General features: G+C 54.2%; 24 protein-coding genes. 8 read left to right on the top strand and 16 right to left on the bottom strand.

What is annotated here, in order from left to right; translation table 11 throughout:
- Positions 1-178: 178 nt before the first annotated feature.
- Positions 179-745 carry a D-glycero-beta-D-manno-heptose 1,7-bisphosphate 7-phosphatase gene (gene gmhB, locus ACOT0L_RS05870; RefSeq protein WP_022647122.1) on the bottom strand — a complete coding sequence of 189 codons (567 nt, stop codon included), beginning with the start codon at positions 743-745 and terminating at the stop codon, positions 179-181.
- Positions 746-933: 188 nt separating this feature from the next.
- Between gmhB and metN the strand changes: the two genes are divergently transcribed.
- The 6 genes from metN (at position 934) to proS (ending at position 6,513) form a co-directional block, all read left to right on the top strand.
- A complete protein-coding gene (metN, locus tag ACOT0L_RS05865; protein WP_023299376.1) occupies positions 934-1,965 on the top strand; it encodes a methionine ABC transporter ATP-binding protein MetN in 1,032 nt (343 codons plus the stop codon).
- Positions 1,958-2,611: a methionine ABC transporter permease MetI gene (locus ACOT0L_RS05860; RefSeq protein ID WP_003856130.1), complete on the top strand. Its 654-nt coding sequence runs from the start codon at positions 1,958-1,960 to the stop codon at positions 2,609-2,611. Before metN ends, ACOT0L_RS05860 begins: the two co-directional genes overlap by 8 nt.
- A 40-nt stretch (positions 2,612-2,651) precedes the next feature.
- Positions 2,652-3,467 (top strand): methionine ABC transporter substrate-binding lipoprotein MetQ, encoded by an 816-nt coding sequence (gene metQ, locus ACOT0L_RS05855; protein WP_006810023.1) that lies wholly within the window; start codon positions 2,652-2,654, stop codon positions 3,465-3,467.
- A 106-nt stretch (positions 3,468-3,573) separates the two neighbouring features.
- Entirely contained in the window at positions 3,574-3,978 is a 405-nt protein-coding gene (gene rcsF, locus ACOT0L_RS05850; RefSeq protein ID WP_003856133.1) for an Rcs stress response system protein RcsF, read from the top strand.
- Entirely contained in the window at positions 3,975-4,682 is a 708-nt protein-coding gene (gene tsaA / locus ACOT0L_RS05845; protein WP_023299375.1) for a tRNA (N6-threonylcarbamoyladenosine(37)-N6)-methyltransferase TrmO, read from the top strand. Before rcsF ends, tsaA begins: the two co-directional genes overlap by 4 nt.
- 112 nt (positions 4,683-4,794) lie before the next feature.
- Positions 4,795-6,513, top strand: a complete 1,719-nt coding sequence (gene proS, locus ACOT0L_RS05840; protein WP_023299374.1) for a proline--tRNA ligase — start codon at positions 4,795-4,797, stop codon at positions 6,511-6,513.
- A gap of 46 nt (positions 6,514-6,559) precedes the next feature.
- On the opposite strand, the gene nlpE is transcribed toward proS, so the two are convergent.
- Genes nlpE through ACOT0L_RS05825 form a run of 3 tightly spaced genes read right to left on the bottom strand, consistent with a single transcriptional unit; the run spans position 6,560 to position 8,256 of the window.
- Positions 6,560-7,258: an envelope stress response activation lipoprotein NlpE gene (gene nlpE, locus ACOT0L_RS05835; RefSeq protein WP_006810026.1), complete on the bottom strand. Its 699-nt coding sequence runs from the start codon at positions 7,256-7,258 to the stop codon at positions 6,560-6,562.
- Positions 7,259-7,297: 39 nt separating this feature from the next.
- Positions 7,298-7,714, bottom strand: a complete 417-nt coding sequence (arfB, locus tag ACOT0L_RS05830; protein ID WP_022647119.1) for an alternative ribosome rescue aminoacyl-tRNA hydrolase ArfB — start codon at positions 7,712-7,714, stop codon at positions 7,298-7,300.
- Positions 7,711-8,256 (bottom strand): YaeQ family protein, encoded by a 546-nt coding sequence (locus ACOT0L_RS05825; RefSeq protein ID WP_022647118.1) that lies wholly within the window; start codon positions 8,254-8,256, stop codon positions 7,711-7,713. The genes arfB and ACOT0L_RS05825 overlap by 4 nt, the downstream gene beginning before the upstream one ends.
- Positions 8,257-8,451: 195 nt before the next feature.
- On the opposite strand from ACOT0L_RS05825, the gene ACOT0L_RS05820 reads away from it, so the two are divergent.
- Together ACOT0L_RS05820 and rof are read left to right on the top strand one after the other, a co-directional pair.
- Positions 8,452-8,652: a YaeP family protein gene (locus ACOT0L_RS05820; protein ID WP_003856146.1), complete on the top strand. Its 201-nt coding sequence runs from the start codon at positions 8,452-8,454 to the stop codon at positions 8,650-8,652.
- Positions 8,639-8,899: a Rho-binding antiterminator gene (rof, locus tag ACOT0L_RS05815; protein ID WP_003856148.1), complete on the top strand. Its 261-nt coding sequence runs from the start codon at positions 8,639-8,641 to the stop codon at positions 8,897-8,899. Before ACOT0L_RS05820 ends, rof begins: the two co-directional genes overlap by 14 nt.
- Before the next feature lie 26 nt (positions 8,900-8,925).
- On the opposite strand, the gene tilS is transcribed toward rof, so the two are convergent.
- The 12 genes from tilS to bamA form a co-directional block, all read right to left on the bottom strand.
- Positions 8,926-10,212 (bottom strand): tRNA lysidine(34) synthetase TilS, encoded by a 1,287-nt coding sequence (tilS, locus tag ACOT0L_RS05810; protein WP_105323027.1) that lies wholly within the window; start codon positions 10,210-10,212, stop codon positions 8,926-8,928.
- Between the two features lie 58 nt (positions 10,213-10,270).
- Positions 10,271-10,660, bottom strand: a complete 390-nt coding sequence (locus tag ACOT0L_RS05805) for a VOC family protein (protein ID WP_022647115.1) — start codon at positions 10,658-10,660, stop codon at positions 10,271-10,273.
- Between the two features lie 66 nt (positions 10,661-10,726).
- Entirely contained in the window at positions 10,727-12,859 is a 2,133-nt protein-coding gene (locus ACOT0L_RS05800) for a lysine decarboxylase LdcC (protein ID WP_126502801.1), read from the bottom strand.
- 100 nt (positions 12,860-12,959) lie between these two features.
- The gene (accA, locus tag ACOT0L_RS05795; RefSeq protein WP_003856154.1) at positions 12,960-13,919 is read right to left on the bottom strand and encodes an acetyl-CoA carboxylase carboxyl transferase subunit alpha; all 960 of its coding nucleotides are present in this window, start codon (positions 13,917-13,919) and stop codon (positions 12,960-12,962) included.
- 12 nt (positions 13,920-13,931) lie between these two features.
- Positions 13,932-17,414, bottom strand: a complete 3,483-nt coding sequence (gene dnaE / locus ACOT0L_RS05790) for a DNA polymerase III subunit alpha (protein WP_126502802.1) — start codon at positions 17,412-17,414, stop codon at positions 13,932-13,934.
- A gap of 38 nt (positions 17,415-17,452) precedes the next feature.
- Positions 17,453-18,049, bottom strand: a complete 597-nt coding sequence (rnhB, locus tag ACOT0L_RS05785; protein WP_023305468.1) for a ribonuclease HII — start codon at positions 18,047-18,049, stop codon at positions 17,453-17,455.
- A complete protein-coding gene (gene lpxB, locus ACOT0L_RS05780; RefSeq protein WP_126502803.1) occupies positions 18,046-19,194 on the bottom strand; it encodes a lipid-A-disaccharide synthase in 1,149 nt (382 codons plus the stop codon). The genes rnhB and lpxB overlap by 4 nt, the downstream gene beginning before the upstream one ends.
- Complete coding sequence (gene lpxA, locus ACOT0L_RS05775) at positions 19,194-19,982, bottom strand: acyl-ACP--UDP-N-acetylglucosamine O-acyltransferase (protein ID WP_003856164.1); 789 nt, start codon at positions 19,980-19,982, stop codon at positions 19,194-19,196. The genes lpxB and lpxA overlap by 1 nt, the downstream gene beginning before the upstream one ends.
- Positions 19,983-19,985: 3 nt before the next feature.
- On the bottom strand, positions 19,986-20,441 hold the full coding sequence (gene fabZ / locus ACOT0L_RS05770; RefSeq protein ID WP_003856165.1) for a 3-hydroxyacyl-ACP dehydratase FabZ: 456 nt from the start codon (positions 20,439-20,441) through the stop codon (positions 19,986-19,988).
- A 104-nt stretch (positions 20,442-20,545) separates the two neighbouring features.
- On the bottom strand, positions 20,546-21,571 hold the full coding sequence (gene lpxD / locus ACOT0L_RS05765) for a UDP-3-O-(3-hydroxymyristoyl)glucosamine N-acyltransferase (protein WP_022647110.1): 1,026 nt from the start codon (positions 21,569-21,571) through the stop codon (positions 20,546-20,548).
- 3 nt (positions 21,572-21,574) lie between these two features.
- Positions 21,575-22,069: a molecular chaperone Skp gene (skp, locus tag ACOT0L_RS05760; protein ID WP_006810039.1), complete on the bottom strand. Its 495-nt coding sequence runs from the start codon at positions 22,067-22,069 to the stop codon at positions 21,575-21,577.
- A gap of 123 nt (positions 22,070-22,192) precedes the next feature.
- A complete protein-coding gene (gene bamA, locus ACOT0L_RS05755) occupies positions 22,193-24,610 on the bottom strand; it encodes an outer membrane protein assembly factor BamA (RefSeq protein WP_022647109.1) in 2,418 nt (805 codons plus the stop codon).
- Between the last annotated feature and the right edge of the window lie 27 nt (positions 24,611-24,637).

Below are 24,637 nucleotides of genomic sequence, written 5' to 3'. Positions count from 1 at the left end.
CTTTCCTCTTTCAGAGTCAACCCGTTATTTCAGGATTTTTTCTCTTCAACCGACCGGGTAGTCTGTGAAGTGATTCACATCCGCCGTGTCGATGGAGGCGCATTATAGGGAGCCGCCGAGGAATGACAAGCGGAAAAATGCATTTTTATTTCAACCGCTCACCTTTTCACCAAAACGTCTATTTTTGGTGCTTTTTAATCTCTTTTGGCAGATCTGCCAGACTAGTTATCACCCAGTCAGCTGCATTTTCTGCTTCTGGGGTGACTGGTTTACCGGTCCGCACTAATACTTTGGTTCCCACACCTGCCGCCGCCGCTGCCTGCATATCCTCCAGTTTATCGCCCACCATAAAAGACGCGGCCATATCAATGTGCAGGAATTCCTGTGCAGAGATAAACATGCCCGGGTGTGGCTTACGGCAATCACATGTCTGACGATACGCTTCTACTGTTCCCTGTGGATGATGCGGACAATAATAGATGCCATCAAGATCGACGCCACGATCGGCCAGAGACCAGTCCATCCATTCCGTCAGCGTCTCGAACTGCGCTTCGGTGAATTTACCCCGGGCGATACCGGACTGATTAGTTACCACCACCAGCGCATAGCCCATCTCTTTCAGCTGGCGCATGGCATCTATTACGCCCTCAATAAATTCGAACTCATCAATCTCATGGACGTAACCGTGATCCACATTAATTGTGCCGTCACGATCGAGAAAAATTGCGGGTACAGATTTTGCCACCGGTTTGCTCCTGAAAAAGGCTTGTTCAGCTAGTATCTCATGAATCGCAGCGCAATAAAGTGCTCATCGCACAGAGGTGGATTGATTTAGACGTCTGGATGCCTTAACATCCATTTTGTTTACGGTCATTCCCCGTATCTGGCAGAAGAAAATGCCACGGCTAACTTACATACGATAAAAATAATCTAATGATTAAACTTTCCAATATCACCAAAGTGTTCCAGCAGGGGAACCGAACCATTCAGGCGCTGAACAACGTCAGCCTGCATGTGCCTGCTGGTCAGATTTATGGCGTCATTGGCGCATCGGGTGCGGGTAAAAGTACGCTGATCCGGTGTGTTAACCTGCTTGAGCGCCCGACCCAGGGCAGCGTAGAAGTTGGCGGCCAGGAGCTTACCGCTCTCTCAGAAAAAGAACTCACCAAAGCGCGTCGCCAGATTGGCATGATTTTCCAGCACTTTAACCTGCTGGCCTCACGCACGGTTTTTGGAAACGTGGCGTTACCGCTGGAGCTGGATAACACACCAAAAGAAGAGGTTACCCGACGCGTCACCGAACTGCTGGATCTGGTTGGGCTGGGTGATAAGCATGACAGCTACCCGGCCAACCTCTCAGGCGGGCAAAAGCAGCGTGTAGCAATCGCTCGCGCGCTGGCAAGCAACCCAAAAGTGCTGCTGTGTGATGAAGCCACCAGCGCGTTAGATCCGGCCACCACGCGTTCTATCCTGGAACTGCTGAAAGACATTAACCGTCGTCTGGGCCTGACTATCCTCCTTATTACGCACGAAATGGACGTGGTGAAGCGTATCTGTGACTGCGTCGCCGTCATCAGCAACGGTGAGCTGATTGAGCAGGACACGGTCAGCGAAGTCTTCTCGCACCCGAAAACGCCTCTGGCTCAGCAGTTCATTCAGTCCACACTGCATCTGGATATTCCGGAAGATTATCTGGAACGTTTAAAAGCAGACGCAACGCCTGACAGCGTCCCGATGCTGCGCATGGAGTTCACGGGCCAGTCCGTTGACGCACCGCTGCTGTCCGAAACCGCGCGTCGCTTTAACGTGAATAACAACATTATTAGCGCGCAGATGGACTACGCCGGTGGCGTGAAGTTCGGCATTATGCTGACGGAAATGCACGGCACACAGGAAGAAACCCAGGCGGCAATTGCCTGGCTGCAAGAACATCACGTAAAAGTAGAGGTGCTGGGTTATGTCTGAGCCGATGATGTGGCTACTGGTTCGCGGCGTTTGGGAAACGCTGGCAATGACCTTCGTATCGGGCTTTTTTGGTTTTGTGATTGGGCTGCCGGTCGGCGTACTGCTGTACGTCACGCGCCCGGGTCAAATTATTGAAAACGCGAAGCTGTATCGCACGCTCTCTGCGCTGGTGAACATTTTCCGTTCTATACCGTTTATTATCCTGCTGGTGTGGATGATTCCGTTTACACGCGTTATTGTCGGGACGTCGATTGGTTTGCAGGCGGCAATTGTCCCGCTAACCGTAGGCGCCGCGCCGTTTATCGCCCGTATGGTGGAAAACGCCCTGCTGGAAATCCCAACAGGCCTGATTGAAGCTTCCCGCGCTATGGGTGCGACGCCAATGCAGATCGTTCGCAAAGTTCTGCTGCCTGAGGCGCTGCCTGGGCTGGTGAATGCAGCAACCATCACGCTTATCACCCTGGTCGGTTATTCCGCGATGGGCGGCGCCGTGGGTGCTGGCGGTTTAGGACAGATTGGATATCAGTACGGCTATATTGGCTATAACGCTACCGTAATGAATACCGTTCTGGTATTGCTGGTTGTGCTGGTTTACTTAATCCAATTCTCTGGCGATCGTATCGTCCGGGCTGTTACGCATAAATAACGTTACAAACAACACAAACTCGACGAGTTAAGGATATAACATGGCGTTTAAATTTAAGACCTTTGCAGCAGTAGGCGCACTGATTGGTTCGCTGGCACTGGTGGGTTGCGGTCAGGACGAAAAAGATCCGAACCACATCAAAGTAGGCGTTATCGTCGGTGCAGAGCAGCAGGTTGCTGAGGCCGCGCAGAAAATCGCGAAAGAAAAATATGGCCTGGACGTTGAGCTGGTGACCTTCAACGATTACGTTCTGCCGAACGAAGCGCTGAGCAAAGGCGACATTGACGCTAACGCCTTCCAGCATAAACCGTACCTGGATCAACAGATCAAAGATCGCGGCTACAAGCTGGTTGCTGTCGGTAACACCTTCGTTTACCCGATTGCCGGTTATTCCAAGAAAATTAAATCTCTGGATGAACTCCAGCCGGGTTCACAGGTTGCCGTCCCTAACGACCCAACCAACCTTGGCCGTTCGCTGCTTCTGCTCCAGAAAGTGGGCCTGATTAAACTGAAAGAAGGTGTTGGCCTGTTGCCGACCGTTCTGGACGTGACCGAAAACCCGAAAAATCTGAAAATTGTTGAGCTGGAAGCCCCTCAGCTGCCACGTTCTCTGGACGATGCACAGATCGCGCTGGCCGTTATCAACACCACTTACGCCAGCCAGATCGGTTTGACCCCTGCGAAAGATGGCATCTTTGTTGAAGACAAAGATTCCCCGTACGTCAACCTGATCGTGACTCGCGAAGACAACAAGGACGCGGAAAACGTGAAGAAATTCCTGCAGGCATATCAGTCTGAAGAAGTTTACCAGGAAGCCAATAAGGTGTTTAACGGCGGCGCGGTTAAAGGCTGGTAATCTCACCTCAGTGTAATATCATCAAGACGGGCATTTGCCCGTCTTGTCATTTGTGCGGTCAACTGCTTCAATATCTGACGTTTTGATTATCCACTGAGGAACTATTATGCGTGCTTTACCGATCTGTCTTTTAGCACTGATGCTGAGCGGCTGTTCTATGCTAAGCAGATCTCCTGTTGAACCCGTTCAAAGCACTGCAACCCCGCCAAAAGCGGAGCCAGCAAAACCGAAAGCGCCTCGCGCTGCGCCGGTACGTATTATTACTAAAGCCGACGAGCTGGTCGGTAAGCCATTCCGTGAACTGGGCGAAGTGAGCGGCGAATCCTGCCAGGCAACAAATCAGGACTCCCCTCCAAATATCCCAACAGCCCGCAAGCGTATGCAAATCAACGCGTCGAAAATGAAAGCCAACGCGGTGCTGCTGCACAGTTGCGAGGTCACCAGTGGTACGCCGGGCTGCTACCGTCAGGCGGTATGTATCGGTTCTGCGCTTAACATCACGGCGAAATGAGTTCATTTCAGTTCGAGCCGATAGGCGTGATCCGCTCCCCTTATAAAGAAAAGTTCGCCGTGCCGCGTCAGCCGGGACTGGTCCTTAACGGCGGCGGCGAGCTGCATCTTGTCGCGCCGTATAATCAGGCCGATGCAGTGCGCGGGCTTGAGGCATTCAGCCATTTATGGGTGGTGTTTGTGTTTCACCAGACCATGGAAGGCGGCTGGCGTCCTACCGTTCGTCCTCCTCGTCTGGGCGGAAATGCCAGAATGGGAGTTTTTGCCACCCGCTCAACGTTCCGACCGAATCCAGTCGGGATGTCGCTGGTCGAACTGAAAGGGATACGCTGTCAGAAAGATCGGGTGATCCTGGAGTTAGGTAGCCTTGACCTGGTTGATGGCACGCCGGTCATCGATATTAAACCTTACCTGCCCTTCGCCGAAGCGCTGCCGGATGCCCGTGCAAGCTATGCTCAGGACGCCCCACAGGCAGAGATGCCGGTTTACTTCACATCTGAAATAACGACGCAAATCAGCCAGCTGGAAAAGCGCTATCCTCGTCTGCGTGACTTTATCGTCGAAGTCCTGGCGCAGGACCCTCGTCCCGCCTACCGCAAAGAGGAAGACGCAGGAAAAACGTACGCCGTCTGGCTGCTGGACTTTAACGTGCGCTGGCGCGTAACTGATGCAGGTTTTGAAGTGTTTGCCCTGGAACCCAGGTAATTTTGTTCTCCTCTCTTTTGGCATCTTTGCCACACTGGTAAACTAAACCACTTTTTTTGTGTCAGGCTGGTGTTTCAGCCTGTTCCAATCGTCGAAATGGAACCGTAACAACATGCGTACTAGCCAATATCTGCTCTCCACTCTGAAGGAGACACCTGCCGACGCCGAGGTGATCAGCCACCAGCTGATGCTGCGCGCCGGGATGATCCGCAAGCTGGCCTCCGGGTTATACACCTGGCTGCCGACCGGCGTGCGCGTCCTGAAAAAAGTCGAAAACATCGTGCGTGAAGAGATGAACAACGCCGGTGCTATCGAGGTGTTAATGCCGGTCGTTCAGCCCTCTGAACTGTGGCAGGAGAGCGGTCGCTGGGAGCAGTACGGTCCTGAACTGCTGCGTATTGCCGATCGTGGCGATCGTCCATTCGTCCTCGGCCCAACGCATGAAGAAGTGATCACCGATCTGATCCGTAACGAGCTGAGCTCTTACAAACAGCTGCCGCTGAACTTCTTCCAGATCCAAACCAAGTTCCGTGACGAAGTGCGCCCACGCTTTGGCGTGATGCGCTCTCGCGAATTCCTGATGAAAGATGCCTACTCTTTCCATACTTCTCAGGAATCACTGCAAGAGACCTACGACAAAATGTACGTGGCCTACAGCAAAATCTTCTCCCGCATGGGGCTGGATTTCCGTGCTGTACAGGCTGATACCGGTTCAATCGGCGGTAGCGCCTCTCATGAATTCCAGGTTCTGGCGCAGAGCGGCGAAGACGATGTAATTTTCTCTGACTCCTCTGATTACGCCGCCAACATTGAGTTCGCAGAAGCGCTGGCACCAAAAGAACCACGCGGCGCGGCAACGCAAGAGATGACGCTGGTTGATACGCCAAACGCGAAAACCATCGCTGAGCTGGTTGAACAGTTTAATCTGCCGATCGAAAAAACCGTGAAAACCCTGCTGGTGAAATCGGCTGAAGGCAGCGCTTACCCGCTGGTAGCCCTGCTGGTCCGTGGCGATCACGAGCTGAACGAAGTGAAAGCCGAGAAGCTGCCGCAGGTTGCCAGCCCGCTGACCTTCGCAACGGAAGCCGAAATCCGCGCCGTGGTGAATGCAGGTCCTGGTTCTCTGGGTCCGGTGAACATGCCTGTTCCTGTGGTCATTGACCGCACCGTTGCGGCAATGAGCGACTTCGCTGCGGGCGCAAACATCGACGGTAAACACTACTTCGGCATCAACTGGGATCGTGACGTGGCGACGCCGGAAGTGGCTGACATCCGTAACGTGGTCGCAGGCGATCCAAGCCCGGACGGCAAGGGTACCCTGATGATTAAACGCGGTATCGAAGTAGGCCACATCTTCCAGCTGGGCGATAAGTACTCGCGCGCAATGAACGCTGCCGTTCAGGGCGAAGATGGTCGTAACCAGGTTCTGACCATGGGCTGCTACGGCATTGGGGTAACGCGCGTTGTTGCGGCCGCTATCGAGCAGAACTATGACGAACGCGGAATCGTCTGGCCGGATAACATCGCGCCGTTCCAGGTGGCGATCCTGCCAATGAACATGCATAAGTCTTACCGCGTGCAGGAGCTGGCAGAGAAACTCTACGCTGAGCTGAGCGCGAAAGGTATCGACGTGCTGATGGATGACCGGAAAGAGCGTCCTGGCGTGATGTTTGCTGATATGGAACTGATCGGTATTCCACACACCATCGTCATCGGCGACCGTAACCTCGACAGCGATGAGATTGAATACAAGTACCGTCGCAACGGCGAAAAACAGATGATCAAGACGGGCGACATTCTTGATTACCTGGTGAAAGCCATCAAAGGCTAAGAAACAAAAAAACCCCGCCAGTGCGGGGTTTTTTAATGGCTATAACTTATTTGCTTTCGCAGTCTTTACCCGCAGCAAACTTCGCGTCTTTATCTGCCACCAGCGTTTTCACCAGCTCACCGCTATCGGGGTTTGGCTCCAGCGTAAAATGCCCTTCAACCGTCAGCAACACTGGTTTGCTGTCGTTACCGCGCGCGACGGCATAGTCACGCTCCAGCTGGGCATTGTTCGCCACGCTGACTTTCTTCCCGGTTGCACAGTCCGTGAAGATCGCCGCATCCGCCATGTAGAAATACATCCCTCGCATCGCCATTGGGGTTGCAGGCAGGGTCGCTTTTACCGGGGCCAGCGTGTAGTTGAACTGGGATTCAATCGGGTTGCCTTCGCGATCGAGCATCTCCATCCCCTCGCCTTTGGCGCGGAAATACGTTTTATCGCCCGTGGTATCAGTCAATACCAGCTTTTCAGCCGTACGCGCCCATGTTCCGTATGTTGCAAAAGAAGACGGCTCTTTCGCCCCCTGATAGCGCTGGTTCATCACCCAGGTGCCATCTTTTTGCAGGAACAGAGAGGTTTCGATGCCTTCACAATCTGCACATGGCAATACGCCGCGCCAGCTCTGCTGCATCGGCTTCAATTCTTCGTTTTGCGTTGGCTGTAGTACCTGTGTTTCTGAACGGTTGTTACAGCCAAAAAGCGCGAACAGGCTTGTCACGGCCAGCGCTGATAATAATGCTTTTTTCACAATACATTCCTTATGAAAAAGTGTGTCCCTTTCGTCACATTACGGGTGACGGACTTTGCCACGCAGTGACTTTACGGTGGATTTCTGCGCCTTCGATGACAACCGACGTTCTTTCGATGCCCGCGTTGGACGTGTTGCCCGGCGACTTTTTTGTACAGCCGTCAGCTCTTTTATGACCGCCGCCAGTCTGGAAAGTGCCGCTTCCCGGTTCATTTCCTGGCTGCGATATTCCTGCGCTTTAATCACAATCACACCTTCACTGGTGATCAGATGATGGCTGGCGGCGAGCAGGCTTTCTTTATAATACTCTGGCAGGCTGGAGGCCCGGATGTCAAAGCGCAAATGGATAGCCGTTGAGGCCTTGTTAACGTGCTGCCCCCCTGCGCCCTGAGCACGGATGGCGGTGATCTCCAGCTCGTGATCAGGGATGCTGACGTTTCGGGACAACTCAATCATGATACGGGCTGCCAGGCCGTGAGATGAATTTCCAGATTATTCTGAGAATCGGAAAGCCAGATGGCGCCGTCCTGAATCGTTGCCTGAAGCGCCATTGTCCGGCTGGCGAACGCGCTCAGCTGTGCCAGTTGTTCATCATCCAGATACCAGACGGTAAGATTTTTGAACTGCGCACATTTATTTTTGTTTTGCTGCCACCAGATCTCCGCCGCGCGCTGGTTATAGGCAAACAACGCCACTTCAGCTGACTGGGTGCACGCCTTTTTGATCCGGCGTTCATCCGGCAGGCCAAGCTCAATCCATAAATCGATACCCAGATGATCGTTGCGCAGCCAGGCTTCCGGTTCATCTTCCGCGCTTAAACCACGGGTAAATTGCAGACGCTCGTCGGCATACTTAATCCACGCCAGCAGGCGCAGCATCATGCGCTCCTGGGTTTCAGAAGGGTGACGCGCCAGCGTCAATGACGCATCCAGAAACTGGTTACGGTCAAGATCCGCCACATTGACCACAGCTTTATAAATTGTCGCTTTCAGCGCCATGAGAGAACTCCTTTCGAATCAGGCGTACATTGTAGCGAAAACTGCAGCAAAAGGCTGTTACGAGGTGGTGGCACCCCGTTATCAAGGCGCTGATATTGCTTAAATGAGTATGGTATAGTCACCTTGCTAAACCGAGTTTAACTTCGTAGGCTTAATGATATCTCACAGTAAGTCAGTACGCTGGCAGGAGGTGATGTGAATAATTATTGTGAGTTGATTCGCAGACGGTATGCGGAAATTGCCAGCGGAGATCTGGGGTACATCCCGGATGCGTTGGGCTGTGTATTGAACGTGCTGAATGAAGTGGCCTCTGATGAGAGCCTTTCTGAATCGGTCAGGGAAAAAGCAGCGTATGCTGCGGCGAATTTACTGGTGAGCGATTATGTCGATGAATGATACCTATCAACCCATCAATTGTGATGACTATGACAACCTCGAACTCGCCTGCCAGCATCATTTAATACTGACGCTGGAGCTAAAAGATGGCGAAGTGCTAAAGGCAAAGGCCAGCGATCTGGTTTCCCGTAAAAATGTGGAATACCTGGTTGTGGAAGATGCAGGTGCAACGCGTGAGCTACGCCTCGACAAAATTGCCAGTTTCAGCCATCCGGAAATCGGCACCGTCGTGGTGAGCGAATCCTGATAACCAACGGGCAGCCAGGCTGCCCGTTACGCTTTCCATTCAAAATTGACACCCGCTTCAGCCCATCCTTCCTGGGTAATAAACACACCTGCCGCCGCGATGAGCGTGTCGCCGTAAAACAGAAGCGGCGTGGTATCACGTCGCCAGGGCGGAACGTTCTGTTCCTGCCAGATTTTCTTCAGTTTACGCCCGCCGTTACGCCCAACGATATGCAGCATGCCGCTGGCCCTGAAGCGTATGGTGACGTTCTCGTCCGGCTCAGGTAGACGCACATTGCCCGAATGGCTTAACGCAACGACACCGGCATTCAACGGTAGCGTTAATGCTTTTTCCGGCGACGGCCAGTCAAGCACAACGTCAGCCAGCGACGGCACAGATTTCACCCACCAGAGTTGCTCTTTATAGCGCCTGACGTCATAACCATTCAGGCGTATACACGGTGCGGCATCTTCCCGCGCCTGTGCAACTTCTTCCCAGATACGGTTGAGCATCGCCCGGGACGGCATAACCGCACGGTGGGAAGCCAGCCAGCGACGAATCAGAGCAGCCCGACGCACGGGGCTCATCACTTTCAACGGCGCAATGTTCAGGGCACCGTCAGCGGTAGTCAGCGTATTCAGCTCCCCGCTCAGCAACTCATCCAGCAAGCTTTCCTGTTCAGCACAAAGCATGGCACTTCTGGCCACCGCTTCGGAAAAATGGGCCCAGCGCTCACTCAGCAGCGGTAAGACGCGCAGGCGCAGGAAGTTACGGTCATAACTGTCGTCCTGATTGCTTTCGTCTTCAATCCAGCGCAGATGATGTTGCTGCGCCCAGGCTTCCAGTGATGCGCGCGTCTCACCCAGTAGCGGGCGGATGAGCTCTGTTTCAGCAAAACCAGCACGCTCAGGCATGGCGGATAAACCCGCAGGCCCGCTGCCCCGCTTGAGCGCCAGTAAAAACGTCTCGCACTGGTCGTCCAGATGCTGCGCGGTGACCAACGCTTCTCCAGGCTGTAACGCGCCGGAAAACGCGGCGTAGCGGGCTTTGCGCGCCTGCGCCTCAATACCCAGCCCTTCATCCTCAAGCGTGACGCGTTCAACGATTAGCGGGATCGCCCACCCTGAGCACACCGCTTCGCAGTGCGCCACCCAGTCGTCGGCATGGGGGCTTAAGCCGTGATGGATATGCATCGCCCGCAGCTGGACGTCAGGCTCACGGTCGCGCCAGAGCTTAAGACGGTGCAGCAAAACGGTGGAATCCAGGCCACCGCTGAACCCCACCAGCAGCTGGCGGTAGGGTGAAACGGCGTGCGCGATAGCGGGTAAGGTCATAGGAAATTACACATAAAAAATGCCCGAACTGAACGGGCATTATCACACATGACGGCGATTACTGCTGATAAAGCTCCAGCGGCAGACCGTCCGGATCGTTGAAAAAAGTGAAACGTTTATCGGTGAAGGGATCGATGCGAATTGCTTCACAGGCCACGCCGTGGGCTTCCAGATGCTTTACCGCGCTGTCCAGGTTATCGACGCTGAAGGCCAGGTGGCGCAGGCCGCAGGCTTCCGGACGCGAAGGACGCGCTGGCGGGAAAGGAAAAGAGAACAGTTCAATCACATATTGTCCGTTTAACGCCAGATCGCCTTTCCAGGAATCGCGCTCCTCGCGGTAGGCCTCGCTCAACAGCGTAAAGCCGAGAATGTCGCAGTAAAAGGCCTTACTTTTCGCGTAATCGGTGGCAATGATCGCAATATGATGAACAGCTTTTAAACCCAGCATAGTTTCTCCTTTTTATGGAGCCCTGAACGTTACAACCGACAACCCGCCCCTGGCAAGCGGCCCCTTTTATTTTAGGACTCTCACCCAGTACACGCCGTTATCATCGCGTTTCGCACCGTGAATATCCGTCTCAAAACCCGGATAGTGGCGCCCTATCGAACAGAGCATCAGCAGGAAATCGAGCACCGCCCGGCTCTCCTCGGTGATCATCTCGCCCGGCATCAGCAGCGGTACGCCCGGCGGATAAGGCAGGATCATGTTGGCTGATACCCGCCCGACCAGGTTCTCCAGCTCAATGGTTTCAACCTCCCCTTTCACCTGGCGCTGCCACGCCCTGTGCGGCGTCAGCTTCATTTCAGGCAGAACATCAAATGCCTGCAGCATCAGGCGCGGCAGATCGTGCTGGCGGATCAGCCTGTGGATCCCCTGGGCCAGATCCTGAATACGCATATTGCGGTAGAAGTCAGGATCTTCCGCGTAGAGATCCGGCAGCATATTCTTCACCCGCAGGTTAAGATCGTATGCGCGCTTAAACTCCATCAGTCCGCGCAGCAGCCCCATCGCGCGGGTTTTATCGATCCCGATACTGAACAGGAACAGCAAATTATAGGGGCCGGTTTTCTCCACCACCACGCCGCGTTCATCAAGGAACTTCGCCACCAGCGCAGCCGGGATCCCTTCCTCACCCATCACACCCTGCTCATCCATACCCGGCGTCAGGATCGTCACCTTAACCGGATCGAGGAACATGTGGTCTGCATCAGCATCCCGAAAACCGTGCCAGCCCTCCCCCGGCGCGACGGGCCAGCATTCTGCTTCATCAATCTCTTCCGGCTGCCAGATATCAAAGAACCAGCCGTCCGCTTCATCTTTAAGTCGCTGAACCTCTTTTCGGAAATGCAGCGCCCGCTCCACCGAACGATTAATAAGGCGTTTCCCGGGATTGCCGCGCAGCATCGCCGCCGCCGTTTCGATGGACGCCACCAGCGGGTAGCTGGGCGACGTGGTCGTGTGCATCATGAAGGCTTCGTTGAAGGTGTCCTCGTCGTACTCACCCTTGATGTGAATGAGAGACGCCTGGGAAAACGCGGCCAGCATTTTGTGCGTCGACTGCGTCTCGAAGAACACCTTACCCGGCACCCGCTCGCCGCTCATCCCACTTTTACCCGAGTAAATCGGGTGGAAATTGGTGTAAGGCACCCACGCGGAGTCAAAGTGAATCGACGGCACGTCCAGCGTCTGCTTGATCCAGTTCGTGTTGTAAAGCAGCCCGTCATAGGTGGAGTTGGTGATCACCGCATGCACAGGCCAGCTTGCCTCGGGGATCGCCGCGATCTTATTTTCAATGGCTTCATGCGCGAACTCACGGCGAGGAATGCCGCCGAGGATCCCCAGCGCATTACGCGTGGGAGACAGCCAGAGCGGCACGACGTCACTCATCATCAGCAAATGCGCCAGTGATTTATGGCAGTTTCGGTCAATCAGCAACGTGCTACCGGCAGGCGCGGCGTACATGCCGACGATCTTGTTCGACGTTGAGGTTCCGTTGGTCACCATGTAGCTCTGCTCGGCACCAAAGGTCCGGGCGATGTACTCTTCGGCTTCCAGATGCGGGCCGGTATGATCCAGCAGAGAGCCTAACTCGGTGACCGAAATCGACACGTCCGCCTTCAGCGTGTTACCGCCAAAGAAATCATAGAACAGGCATCCCACCGGGCTTTTTTGATAGGCCGTTCCCGCCATGTGGCCTGGCGTACAGAAGGTGTACTTCCCTTCATTCACATAGGTGAACAGCGCACGCGTAAACGGCGGGGTGATGTTATCCAGATATTCACCGGTGTACTGCTGAATGCGGGTCGCAATGTCCTCGGCAACGCCGAGTGAGTATTCGAAGAACCACAGCGCCATACGCATATCGTGGGCGCTGACGTCCATGGTCGAGTGAGTGTTGATAAAGGCGTACAGCGGAAGATATTCGTTGAGCTTATTGATCTCGCTGCACAACTCCATGTCGTATTCGTCCCAGTCGAATATCACGCCACAGATGCGCGGATTGTGTTCGATGAATTTCAGCAGGTCGGCGCTGTTTTGCGGCCAGATTAGCTGATATCCGCGTGCTTTAAGGGCTTGCTCCAGCTCCTTGATGGGTTCGTCTTTATAAAAGACGCCGTGTGGCCCCATGATGGCAATGATGTTCATGGTTTACCTCCTTGAAAAACATCAGATAAGCATAGTTAAGGTAAACGGCAGGTATAAAAAAAGCCGCAACAATGTGCGGCTTTTAGGATAATTGTGAGGCTTACGCGTAACCGTAGGTCATCAGACGCTGATAACGACGGTTGAGCAGATCTTCTGTGCTCAGCACGTCCAGATCAGCCAGGTCTGCCAGCAGCTGCGCTTTCAGGGAAGCAGCCATCACTTCCGGCTTACGGTGCGCGCCACCCAGCGGTTCAGGGATAACGGTGTCGATCAGCTTCAGCTCTTTCAGACGTGGGGCAATGATGCCCATCGCTTCCGCAGCCAGCGGCGCTTTATCGGCACTTTTCCACAGAATGGAGGCACAGCCTTCCGGAGAGATAACGGAATAGGTGCTGTACTGCAGCATATTCACTTTATCGCCCACGCCAATTGCCAGCGCACCGCCGGAACCACCTTCACCGATAACGGTACAGATGACCGGCACTTTCAGGCGAGACATCTCACGCAGGTTGCGTGCGATGGCTTCAGACTGACCGCGCTCTTCTGCGCCAACACCCGGGTAAGCACCCGGTGTGTCGATGAAGGTGATGATTGGCATATTGAAACGCTCAGCCATCTCCATCAGACGCAGGGCCTTACGGTAGCCTTCTGGTGCTGGCATACCGAAGTTACGACGGATCTTCTCTTTGGTTTCACGGCCTTTCTGGTGACCAATGATCATCACCGGACGTCCATCAAGACGCGCGATACCGCCGACGATAGCTTTATCGTCAGCGTATGCGCGGTCGCCTGCCAGTTCGTCAAATTCGTCAAACGCCAGGCGGACATAATCCAGGGTGTACGGACGCTGTGGATGACGCGCCAGCTGGGCGATCTGCCATGCGCCGAGATCGGCAAAGATTTTGCGCGTCAGTTCTACGCTTTTTTCACGCAGACGATGCACTTCTTCGTCGATGTTAATATCCAGTTTTTCATCCTGACGGCTTACGGCTGTCAGAGAATCGATTTTCGCTTCCAGCTCTGCAATCGGCTGTTCGAAATCAAGGAAATTCAGACTCATAGTATTCCTGTATTAGTCAAACTCCAGTTCCACCTGCTCCGAACCAATGAGGCCACGGAGATCGTTCAGTAAACGATCGCTCGGAGAGACACGCCACGTTGCACCAAAGCGCAACCGCGCACGTGCATCCGCCCTCTGATAGTAGAGATGTACTGGAATGGTCCCCGAGCGGTGGGGTTCCAGAGACTGACGGAGTCGGTTTAAAAGCTGGTCATCAATTTGCCTGTCCGTCAGCGAGATAGCAAGCCCGCGAGCATATTTTTCCCGGGCTTCGTCAATGTCCATCACTTCGCGGGCGGTCATTTTAAGCCCCCCGCTGAAGTCATCAAAGCTGACCTGTCCGCTGACGATAAGTATGCGGTCTTTTTCCAGCAATTGCTGGTATTTATCCAGCGCGTCGGTGAACAACATCACCTCCAGACGCCCGGAACGGTCATCCAGGGTACAGATGCCGATACGATTGCCGCGCTTGGTGACCATTACCCTTGCAGCAATCACGAGCCCCGCAGCCGTGGTGATTTTACCACGTTCTGTCGGATGCATGTCTTTAAGCCTGTGGCCGCCGACATAGCGCTCAATTTCTTTCAGATACTGGTTGATCGGGTGTCCCGTCAGGTACAGGCCTAACGTCTCACGCTCCCCATCCAGCACCACCTGTTCTGGCCACGGCTGGCAGTTGGAATAGGACTGCTCGATCTGCTCTGGCTCTTCCGCCAGCACGCCGAACATATCCGCCTGACCAATGGCTTCCGCTTTAGCATGCTGATCGGCCGCTTTCAGCGCATCGCCGAGCGAGTTCATCAGCGCGGCGCGGTGTGGCCCCAGCCGGTCAAACGCACCGGACATGATCAGTTTTTCCAGCACGCGCCGGTTCAGTTTTTTGGTATCGGTGCGGGCGCACAGGTCGAACAGCTCACGGAAATAGCCGCCGTTGTTACGCGCTTCGATGATCGCCTCGATCGGCCCCTCACCCACGCCCTTGATCGCGCCGATCCCATAGACGATTTCCCCGTCATCGTTGACGTGGAAATGGTACAGGCCAGAGTTAATATCCGGCGGCAGGATCTTCAGCCCCATGCGCCAGCACTCGTCCACCAGGCCAACCACCTTTTCGGTGTTGTCCATATCGGCGGTCATTACCGCCGCCATAAACTCAGCGGGATAGTGGGCCTTGAGCCACAGCGTTTGATACGACACCAAAGCATAAGCGGCGGAGTGGGATTTGTTAAATCCGTACCCGGCGAATTTCTCCACCAGGTCGAAGATTTTCATCGCCAGTTCGCCATCGACGCCGTTTTTCTTCGCCCCATCTTCAAAGATAGAACGCTGCTTGGCCATCTCTTCCGGCTTTTTCTTACCCATCGCACGACGCAACATATCTGCGCCGCCAAGGGTGTAACCAGAAAGCACCTGGGCGATCTGCATGACCTGTTCCTGATACAGGATGATGCCGTAGGTTGGCTCCAGTACCGGCTTCAGGCTTTCATGCTGCCACTGCACATCCGGATAGGAAATCTCTTCGCGCCCGTGCTTACGGTCGATAAAGTTATCTACCATCCCCGACTGCAACGGGCCCGGACGGAACAGAGCCACCAGCGCGATCATATCTTCGAAGCAGTCTGGTTGCAGACGCTTAATCAAATCTTTCATGCCGCGGGATTCAAGCTGGAAGACGGCTGTCGTCTCGGAGCGTTGCAGCATGTCGAAACTTTTCTTGTCATCAAGCGGGATAGCCGCGATATCCAGCGGCGGCTCGCCGTTCTTCTCACGGCGGGCGTTGATCATCTCCAGCGCCCAGTTGATGATGGTCAGCGTACGCAAACCAAGGAAGTCGAACTTCACAAGCCCGGCGTATTCAACGTCGTTCTTGTCGAACTGGGTGACCGGATGCTGGCCCGCTTCATCGCAGTACAGCGGCGCGAAGTCGGTGATTTTGGTCGGGGCAATAACCACGCCCCCCGCATGCTTACCGGCGTTACGCGTGACGCCCTCCAGCTTGCGCGCCATGTCGATCAGCGCTTTCACCTCTTCGTCGGCTTCGTAGATTTCAGGCAGCTGAGGTTCAGCTTCAAAGGCTTTCGCCAGGGTCATGCCCGGATCGGGCGGCACCAGCTTAGAGATTCGATCGACAAAACCGTAGGGGTGGCCCAGAACGCGGCCCACGTCGCGGATAACCGCTTTCGCCGCCATCGTACCGAAGGTAATGATCTGTGAAACCGCATCACGACCGTACATATCGGCCACGTGCTCAATCACCTGGTCGCGTTTTTCCATGCAGAAGTCGACGTCGAAGTCGGGCATGGAGACACGTTCCGGGTTAAGGAAACGTTCGAACAGCAGGTCGAATTCCAGCGGATCGAGGTCGGTGATTTTCAGCGCATACGCCACCAGCGAGCCGGCACCTGAACCACGGCCCGGGCCAACCGGTACGCCGTTATCCTTCGACCACTGGATGAACTCCATTACGATCAGGAAGTAGCCAGGGAACCCCATCTGGTTGATCACCTGGAGTTCAATATCCAGACGCTCGTCATATTCAGGACGCTTCTCTTTACGGACCGCTTCATCCGGGAAGAGGAATTCCAGACGCTCTTCAAGGCCCTCTTTCGATTTCATGACCAGGAAATCTTCCGTGGTCATGTCGCCCGTCGGGAACTGCGGCAGGAAATATTCGCCGAGACGCACGGTGACGTTGCAGCGCTTGGCAATCTCTACGCTGTTTTCCAGCGCTTCCGGGATGTCGGAGAAGAGCTCACACATTTCCTCTTCGCTGCGCATGTACTGCTGCGATGAGTAGTTGCGAGGACGTTTCGGATCGTCGAGGGTGAAGCCGTCGTGGATAGCGACGCGAATTTCATGCGCGTCAAAATCGCCCGGCTCAAGAAAGCGCACATCGTTGGTGGCTACCACAGGCAGGCCACGCGCTTCCGCCAGGGCGACGGCCGCATGCAGATAGCTCTCTTCATCCGCACGCCCGGTACGGATTAGCTCCAGGTAATAGCGATCCGGGAAATGCTCTTCGTAGAACGAGACGCACTGATCCACCAGCACGTTGTTCCCGCGCAGCAGACATTTGCCGACATCACCCATACGGCCACCGGAGATCAGCAGCAGACCTTCGTTCAGCTCCGCCAGCCAGTCGCGGTCAATCCATGGACCCAGCGCGCCGTAGCCGCGCTGGTAGGCTTTTGAGATCAGCAGAGTGAGGTTCTGATAGCCCGTGTTATTCATGGCTAACACGGAAATTTGCGTCATCTCATCGCCGAGCAGGTCGCTCTGCACGTGGAAATCCGCGCCGACGATGGGCTTTAATCCTGCGCCATGCGCCGTTCCGTAGAACTTCACCAGGCCACACAGGTTGGTAAAATCGGTGATCGCCAGCGCAGGCATGCCAAGCGAGGCCGCCTTCTTTACCAGCGGCCCGGTCTTTGCCAGCCCATCGATCATGGAGTAGTCGCTATGCACCCGCAGGTGTACGAAACGTGGTTCAGCCATCTTCAGATCCCGCGTTACTTAATTGCTTGCGTCTTGATTCAGGACACCAGTCCCAGCGCGCGTTTCACCGGGCCAAAGCTGCGCCGATGATGTTCAGTTGCGCCATGTTCAGCCAGCTTTTCCAGATGGAAAGCCGTTGGATATCCCTTGTGCTGGGCGAAACCATACGCGGGATAAGTGAGGTCCAGCGCGGCCATTTCGGCATCGCGCGTCACTTTGGCAATGATTGACGCCGCACTGATTTCTGCGACGCGGCTATCGCCTTTAACAACAGCCATTGAAGGCATCGGCAGCGTCGGGCAACGGTTACCGTCGATCAGCACATACTCAGGCACAATCTTCAGGCCCGCAACGGCACGCTGCATCGCCAGCATGGTGGCGTGCAGAATGTTCAGATCGTCGATCTCATCCGGCTCTGCGCGCCCGAGACTCCAGGCCAGCGCCTTCTCTTTAATTTCATCGAACAGCGCCAGGCGGCGCTTTTCGCTCAGTTTTTTCGAGTCGTTCAGGCCAGGGATCGGGCGGGCTGGATCGAGGATCACCGCCGCGGTCACAACGGCACCCACTAACGGACCACGACCGACTTCATCCACACCGGCAACGAGGTGGGTATGGGGATAAATAAATTCCATCATTGTGCTAACTCCAGCACCGCATCGGCCGCCTGCTCATCAGCATTACAGCGGATCAGTTGATGCAGTTCACGGAAAGTATCATGCATCTGGTGGCTGGTTTTACCGTTGGCCAGCAGCGGCAGTAATGCATCAGCCAGTGCCTGCGGCTGGCATTCATCCTGCAAGAGTTCTTTCACCAGCTCGCGACCTGCAAGCAGGTTTGGCAGGGATACGTAGTCTGTTTTTACCAGACGTTTTGCCAGCCAGAAGGTAAACGGTTTCATGCGATAACCGACCACCATTGGGCATTTTGCCAGCATACACTCCAGCGCAGCCGTGCCGGAAGCCAGCAGTGCGGCATCGCTCGCAAACATGGCTTGCCGTCCTTTCCCGTCCAGCAGGCGGACGTGAAGATCCGGGGCAACCTCGGCTTTGATACGCTCAAACTGCTCGCGGCGTTTGGCATTCACCAGCGGCACGACCACTTCAAGGTCTGGGTACGTCTTGCGGAGAATTTGCGCCGTTTTCAGGAAATCGGCACTGAGCATTTCAACTTCCGCACCCCGGCTCCCTGGCAGCAGCGCCAGACAGTGCACATCATGCGGGATGCCCAGTTCGTCACGCGCCGCATTTTTATCAGGGTCCAGCGGCATGGCATCCGCCATGGTATGACCGATAAAACGGCACGGGACATTAAACCTGTCGTAAAACGCTTTTTCGAAAGGCAGAAAAGCCAGCACCAGATTGGTGGACCGTCCGATTTTGAAAACGCGTTTCTGTCGCCACGCCCACACGGACGGGCTGACGTAATGGATAGTTTTGATCCCCTGCTTTTTCAGGTTCCCTTCAAGGGTAATATTGAAATCAGGCGCATCAATGCCGACAAAGACATCGGGCTTGAGGTCGGTAAAGCGGCGGGTAAGATCGGCGCGAATATGCAGCAGGCGACGCAGGCGGCCCAGCACCTCGACGATGCCCATCACAGCCAGCTCTTCCATTTCATACCAGGCTTCACAGCCTTCGGCCTGCATCAGCGGCCCAGCCACGCCCACAAAGCGGGAATTGGGTACACGGGCTTTAAGCGCGCGGATAAGACCTGCACCAAGAATATCGCCGGAGGTTTCTCCGGCGACCAGGGCGATAGTAAGCGGACGACTGTCGACCATTAACGAATCAGACCACGGGTTGAACGTTCAAAGAATTCCATGAACGTTTTCACTTCAGGGTGCTTATTCGCCAGCTCGGCAATTTCCGGCTTCGCCTCTTCCAGCGTTTTACCGCTACGGTACAGCAATTTGTACGCGTTGCGGATCGCGGTAATCGCTTCGCGGCTAAAGCCACGACGCTTAAGGCCTTCAATGTTCACGCCAAACGGCGTGGCATGGTTGCCCTGCGCAATCACAAACGGTGGGACGTCCTGCGCCACACCGGAGCACCCGCCGACCATCACGTGTGCACCGATGATGCAGAACTGATGGACTGCGGTCATGCCGCCAATAATTGCGAAATCATCGACCGATACGTGCCCCGCCAGCGTTGCGTTGTTGGCGAGAATACAGCGGCTACCCACGGTACAGTCGTGCGCAATATGCGCATTAACCATAAACAGGTTGTCGCTGCCCACCTTCGTCAATCCACCGCCTTGCGTTGTACCACGATGAATGGTGACGCTTTCGCGAATGCGGTTACGATCGCCGATTTCCACGCGGGTCGGTTCGCCAGCATACTTAAGATCCTGGTTAACTTCGCCGATGGAGGCGAACTGATAGATCTCATTGTTGCAGCCAATGGTGGTATGACCATTCACGACAACGTGAGATTTCAGTACTGTACCCTCACCAATTTCGACATGGGGTCCAACAATACAAAACGGGCCAATGTGGACGTTTGCGCCAATGATGGCACCCGTTTCCACAATGGCGGTAGGATGAATAAAGGCGGATTTATCAATCACGTATCAGGCCTCCCGGCTACGCGCACACATCATTGTCGCTTCGCAAACAACTTTGCCGTCAACCATAGCTACGCCTTTGAAGCGAGTCAGGCCGCGACGCGTTTTTTCAAAAGTGACTTCCATGATCATTTGATCACCAGGCACGACCGGACGCTTGAAGCGCGCTTCATCGATACCCGCGAAGTAATAGAGTTCACCCGGCTCCAGTTTACCTACGCTTTTAAACGCCAGAATACCGGTAGCCTGTGCCATCGCTTCCAGGATCAACACACCCGGGAAGATAGGTTTACCAGGGAAGTGCCCCTGGAAGAATGGCTCGTTAACGGAGACATTTTTCACTGCGCGCAGAAAACGACCTTCTTCAAAATCCAGCACACGGTCTACCAGTAAAAACGGGTAGCGGTGCGGCAGAAGTTCTAAAATCTCTTCAATATGCAGAGTATGAGTGTCAGTAGTCAAAATACTCTTCCTGTCAAATGTACTAAGTAGCAATAATAACACGGCCTGCCGGTTTATAAACAAAGCCGACAGGCCGGGAAATTTAGCGTTAAATGGATGAACGCTTAGTCTTGTTGATCGATTTTGCGCTCAATCGCTTTGAGTCGCTTGCTCATATCATCAATATTCATCACCAGTGCAGCTGTTTTACGCCATACCTTGTTCGGTTGCAGCGGGATACCGGAGGAATAAACGCCGGGCTCAGTGATGGGACGCATCACCATACCCATCCCCGTCACCGTGACTTTGTCGCATATTTCCATATGGCCATTGATCACGCTGGCACCGCCTATCATGCAGTAACGGCCTATTTTCAGGCTTCCTGCCATGATAACACCACCCGCAACTGCGGTATTGTCGCCAATCACAACGTTATGTGCAATCTGGCACTGGTTGTCTATGATAACACCGTTACCAATAATGGTGTCGTCAAGTGCACCACGGTCAATGGTTGTGCAAGCGCCGATCTCAACGCGATCGCCGATAATCACGCGACCCAGCTGCGGGATCTTAACCCAGTTACCCCGATCGTTGGCGTAACCGAATCCGTCAGAACCAATCACCGTGCTGGACTGTACGAGGCAATTCTCGCCAATCTCAACCTCATGGTAGACAGAAACATTGGCCCACAGCCGAGTCCCTGCGCCAATTTTCGTATTTTTTCCAACAAAGCAGCCTGGCCCAATCACCACGTTATCACCCAGCACAACGCCGGATTCGATAACGGCGTTTGCGCCGACTGCCACGTTGTTACCCAGCTGAGCCGTTGGATCAATCGCAGCGCTGGCTGCAATGTTCTGCGCCGGCTGCGGCGTGGTATCAAGAATTTGGGCCATGCGTGCATAGGTCAGGTAGGGATTTTTCACTACCAGTGCAGCGTTAGTGGCAAACGGAAGATCGTCCTGCGTCAGAACAACGGCAGACGCCTGGCACTGAGCCAGGTGTTCACGGTACTTAGGGCTTACCATGAAGGTAATAGTGCCTGCTTTAGCAGATTGCATGGACGCAACAGCGGTGATGACGATATCGCCATCACCGTGTAATTCTGCATCCAACTGCTGAGCTAAATCAGCCAGTCGAATTGAAGGCATTACTTATTTAACCTGTTTCAGAACATCAGCGGTGATGTCTTTAACATCGCTGCTGTTGAATGCAACGGCGTTCGCATCAACAACCAGATCGATACTCTGATCGGCTGCTACTGCTTTAACGGCAGACTGAATACGCGTCACCAGCTTGCCACGCTCTTCGTTAGAACGACGCTGACGATCCTGCTCGAAAGCCTGCGCTTTCTGAGAGAAGGTCTGGCGCTGAGACATGACGTCTTTTTCCAGTTTGCTGCGCTCGCTCGCTTTCATGGTAGAACCATCACGCTGTAAACGCTGCATCTTGGACTGAAGATCACCTTCCATACGTTGCAGTTCGCTCGCACGGCCTTTGAATTCGTTTTCCAGCGTTGCAGAAACGCCCGTTTTCTGTGCAACCTGCTGGAACAAATTACCCATGTTGACGATTGCAATTTTGTCCGCTGCCTGAGCAGAAGTTGCCATCGCTAAACCGAGACCTGCAGCTAATAACCACTTTTTCACAATTAACTCCTTACCATCCCATTGGCACCCGAGGGGTGCCGTTCTTTGCGTGGCAAGGCGACCGTTTTACCGATCGCCGGTTGTCAGCGCTACACTGCCAACGCATTCCATTGCAGCGGATTATTACCAGGTTTTACCAATGTTAAACTGGAACTGCTCCGCTTTGTCTCCATCGTATTTCTTGAACGGCTGGGCGTAGGAGAAGACCAACGGCCCCAGCGGTGACATCCATTGTAATGCGATACCTGCGGACATGCGAATGTTGCCCGGATCGCTGTAGTCCGGAACGCCCGCTGCACGCATCTGGGCGGTATTCTCCCAGTTGGTATCCCACACCGTACCTGCATCCATAAAGAAGGAGGTACGGACAGAGTTCGCGTACTTATCACTGATAAACGGCGTCGGCGTGATGAACTCGAGGCTCGCCACGGCCATGGCGTTACCGCCTACCGCATCATCAGAGCTACAGACTTGTTTTGAATCGCGGCTTGCGCAGTTATCTTCGTCATTACCGCCGTAGTAAACCGCTTTCGGACCAATGTTATTGGACTGGAAGCCACGAACGGTGCTTGAACCACCGGCGTAGAAGTTCTCATAGAACGGCAGCTCTTTGCTTCCGATACCGTCACCATAGCCCCAGCGGGTACGACCCAGTACGACCCACTTGTGGTCGTCATCAATTGGGAAGTAGGACGCCGTATCCAGAGTGACCTTGTAGAACTCGTTATCCGAGCCCGGGATCGTCACCTTACCGTTCAGGTTAACGCGTGAACCTTCCGTCGGGAAGTAGCCACGGTCAAGACGGTTGTAGGTCCAACCGTAGTTGAAGGTGAAGTCATCCGCGGCGAAACCGTTGTCATCGCTGGACGTACTTGCAGACTGACCGATGGAGTCCAGGTAACGCCACATCGCCACCTGCGGTTGCATGTTAGACAGGTCGTTATGCACGTACCCTAAACCTGCACGCAGGGTGTTGTATTCGTTAACCGGGAAGCCGAGCGTACCATCCAGACCGTAACTCTTGTTGGTATACGAGGAGAGGTCCGCGTCGTCCGCTTTAAAGTCGTTATAGAAGATACGACCACCCAGGCTTACACCGTCCACGGTGAAGTATGGGTTGGTAACGGAGAACTCAGAGTAGGTCTGGTAGTCGTTTTTCGTCCCGTTGATACCGACAGAGTAACCCGTACCCAGCCAGTTATCCTGCTGAACGCCGACCTGGAAGCTCACGCCACTTTCAGTACCGTAACCAATACCGAAGTTGAAACTACCGGTATTACGTTCTTTAACTTTATAAACAACATCCACCTGATCTGGACGACCTGGTACACGCTGAGTATCGGTATCGACCGTTTCGAAGTAGCCCAGACGGTTCAGACGCTCTTTACCCTGGTCGACCAGATCGCTTCCCAGCCATGCCCCTTCCATCTGGCGCATTTCACGGCGCAGAACGGAGTCTTTAGAGGTATCGTTACCTTCGAAGCGGATTTTACGCACGTAGAAACGGTTGCCCGCATCAACGTTAACGTGAAGCTTAACAGTCTTATCCGCATCGTTAATTTCCGGCTGCGTTTGCACACGCGGATACGCATAACCATAACGGCCGAGCAGCTTCTTAATGCTGTCTTCCATTTTGGTGACTTTAGATCCGCTATACAGATCGCCCGGCTGAATTTTGGTCAGAGATTCAATTTCAGCAGAATGTCCTGCCAGGTTGCCGCTGACTTCAACACCTGAAAGCGTGTATTTATCGCCTTCTGTGATGTTAACGGTAATGTAGATACCTTTCTTGTCCGGAGTCAGACTCACCTGAGTTGAATCGATGTTGAAACGGGCGTAACCGCGATCCAGATAGTAGCTGCGCAGGGTTTCAAGGTCACCCGCCAGTTTCTGTTTCTGGTATTTACGATCGCCTACCACGTTCCACCACGGCACTTCGTCACGCAGCTGGAAGTTGGAGATCAATTCGTCGGTGCTGAACGCGTGGTTACCCACGATGTTGATCTGCTGGATCTTCGCAGAAACACCTTCCTGGAAGACCAGTTTCAGGTCAACACGGTTACGTGGCAGCGGTGTAACAACCGCTTTAACGCTCGCGCTGTATTTACCGACGCTGTAATAGAAATCTTCCAGACCTTTTTCAATGTCTGCAAGGGTTGTGCGGTCCAGAGATTCCCCCACACGAACACCCGATGCCTCAAGGTTCTGCTTGAGCATGTCATCTTTCACCGACTTGTTGCCGGAGAAAGTGATGCTGGCAATCGTTGGACGTTCTTTTACCTGAACCACCAGCGTATCACCATCGCGCAGGACGCGGACGTCCTCAAAGTTGCCAGTGGCAAACAGAGCACGGATGGTGTTACTGATATCTTCATCATTAACCGTATCGCCGGGGCGCACAGGCATACTGAGGAGGGCCGCACCAACGGCGACACGCTGAAGGCCTTCGAAATGAATATCTTTCACTACGAACCCGTCAGCACCGTATACGGTCGCGCTGCTAAACAGCAGCGACGCTATGAGCAACTTTTTCATCGCCATCGTTATTATGCGTTCTTCCTAACTAAC

The sequence above is a fragment of the Enterobacter cloacae complex sp. XAL002 genome, from assembly GCF_049236805.1.
Classification (GTDB): Bacteria; Pseudomonadota; Gammaproteobacteria; order Enterobacterales; family Enterobacteriaceae; genus Enterobacter; species Enterobacter intestinihominis.
The sequence above is the reverse complement of the archived record's forward strand: the minus strand, read 5'-3'. Positions and strand labels throughout refer to the sequence as shown.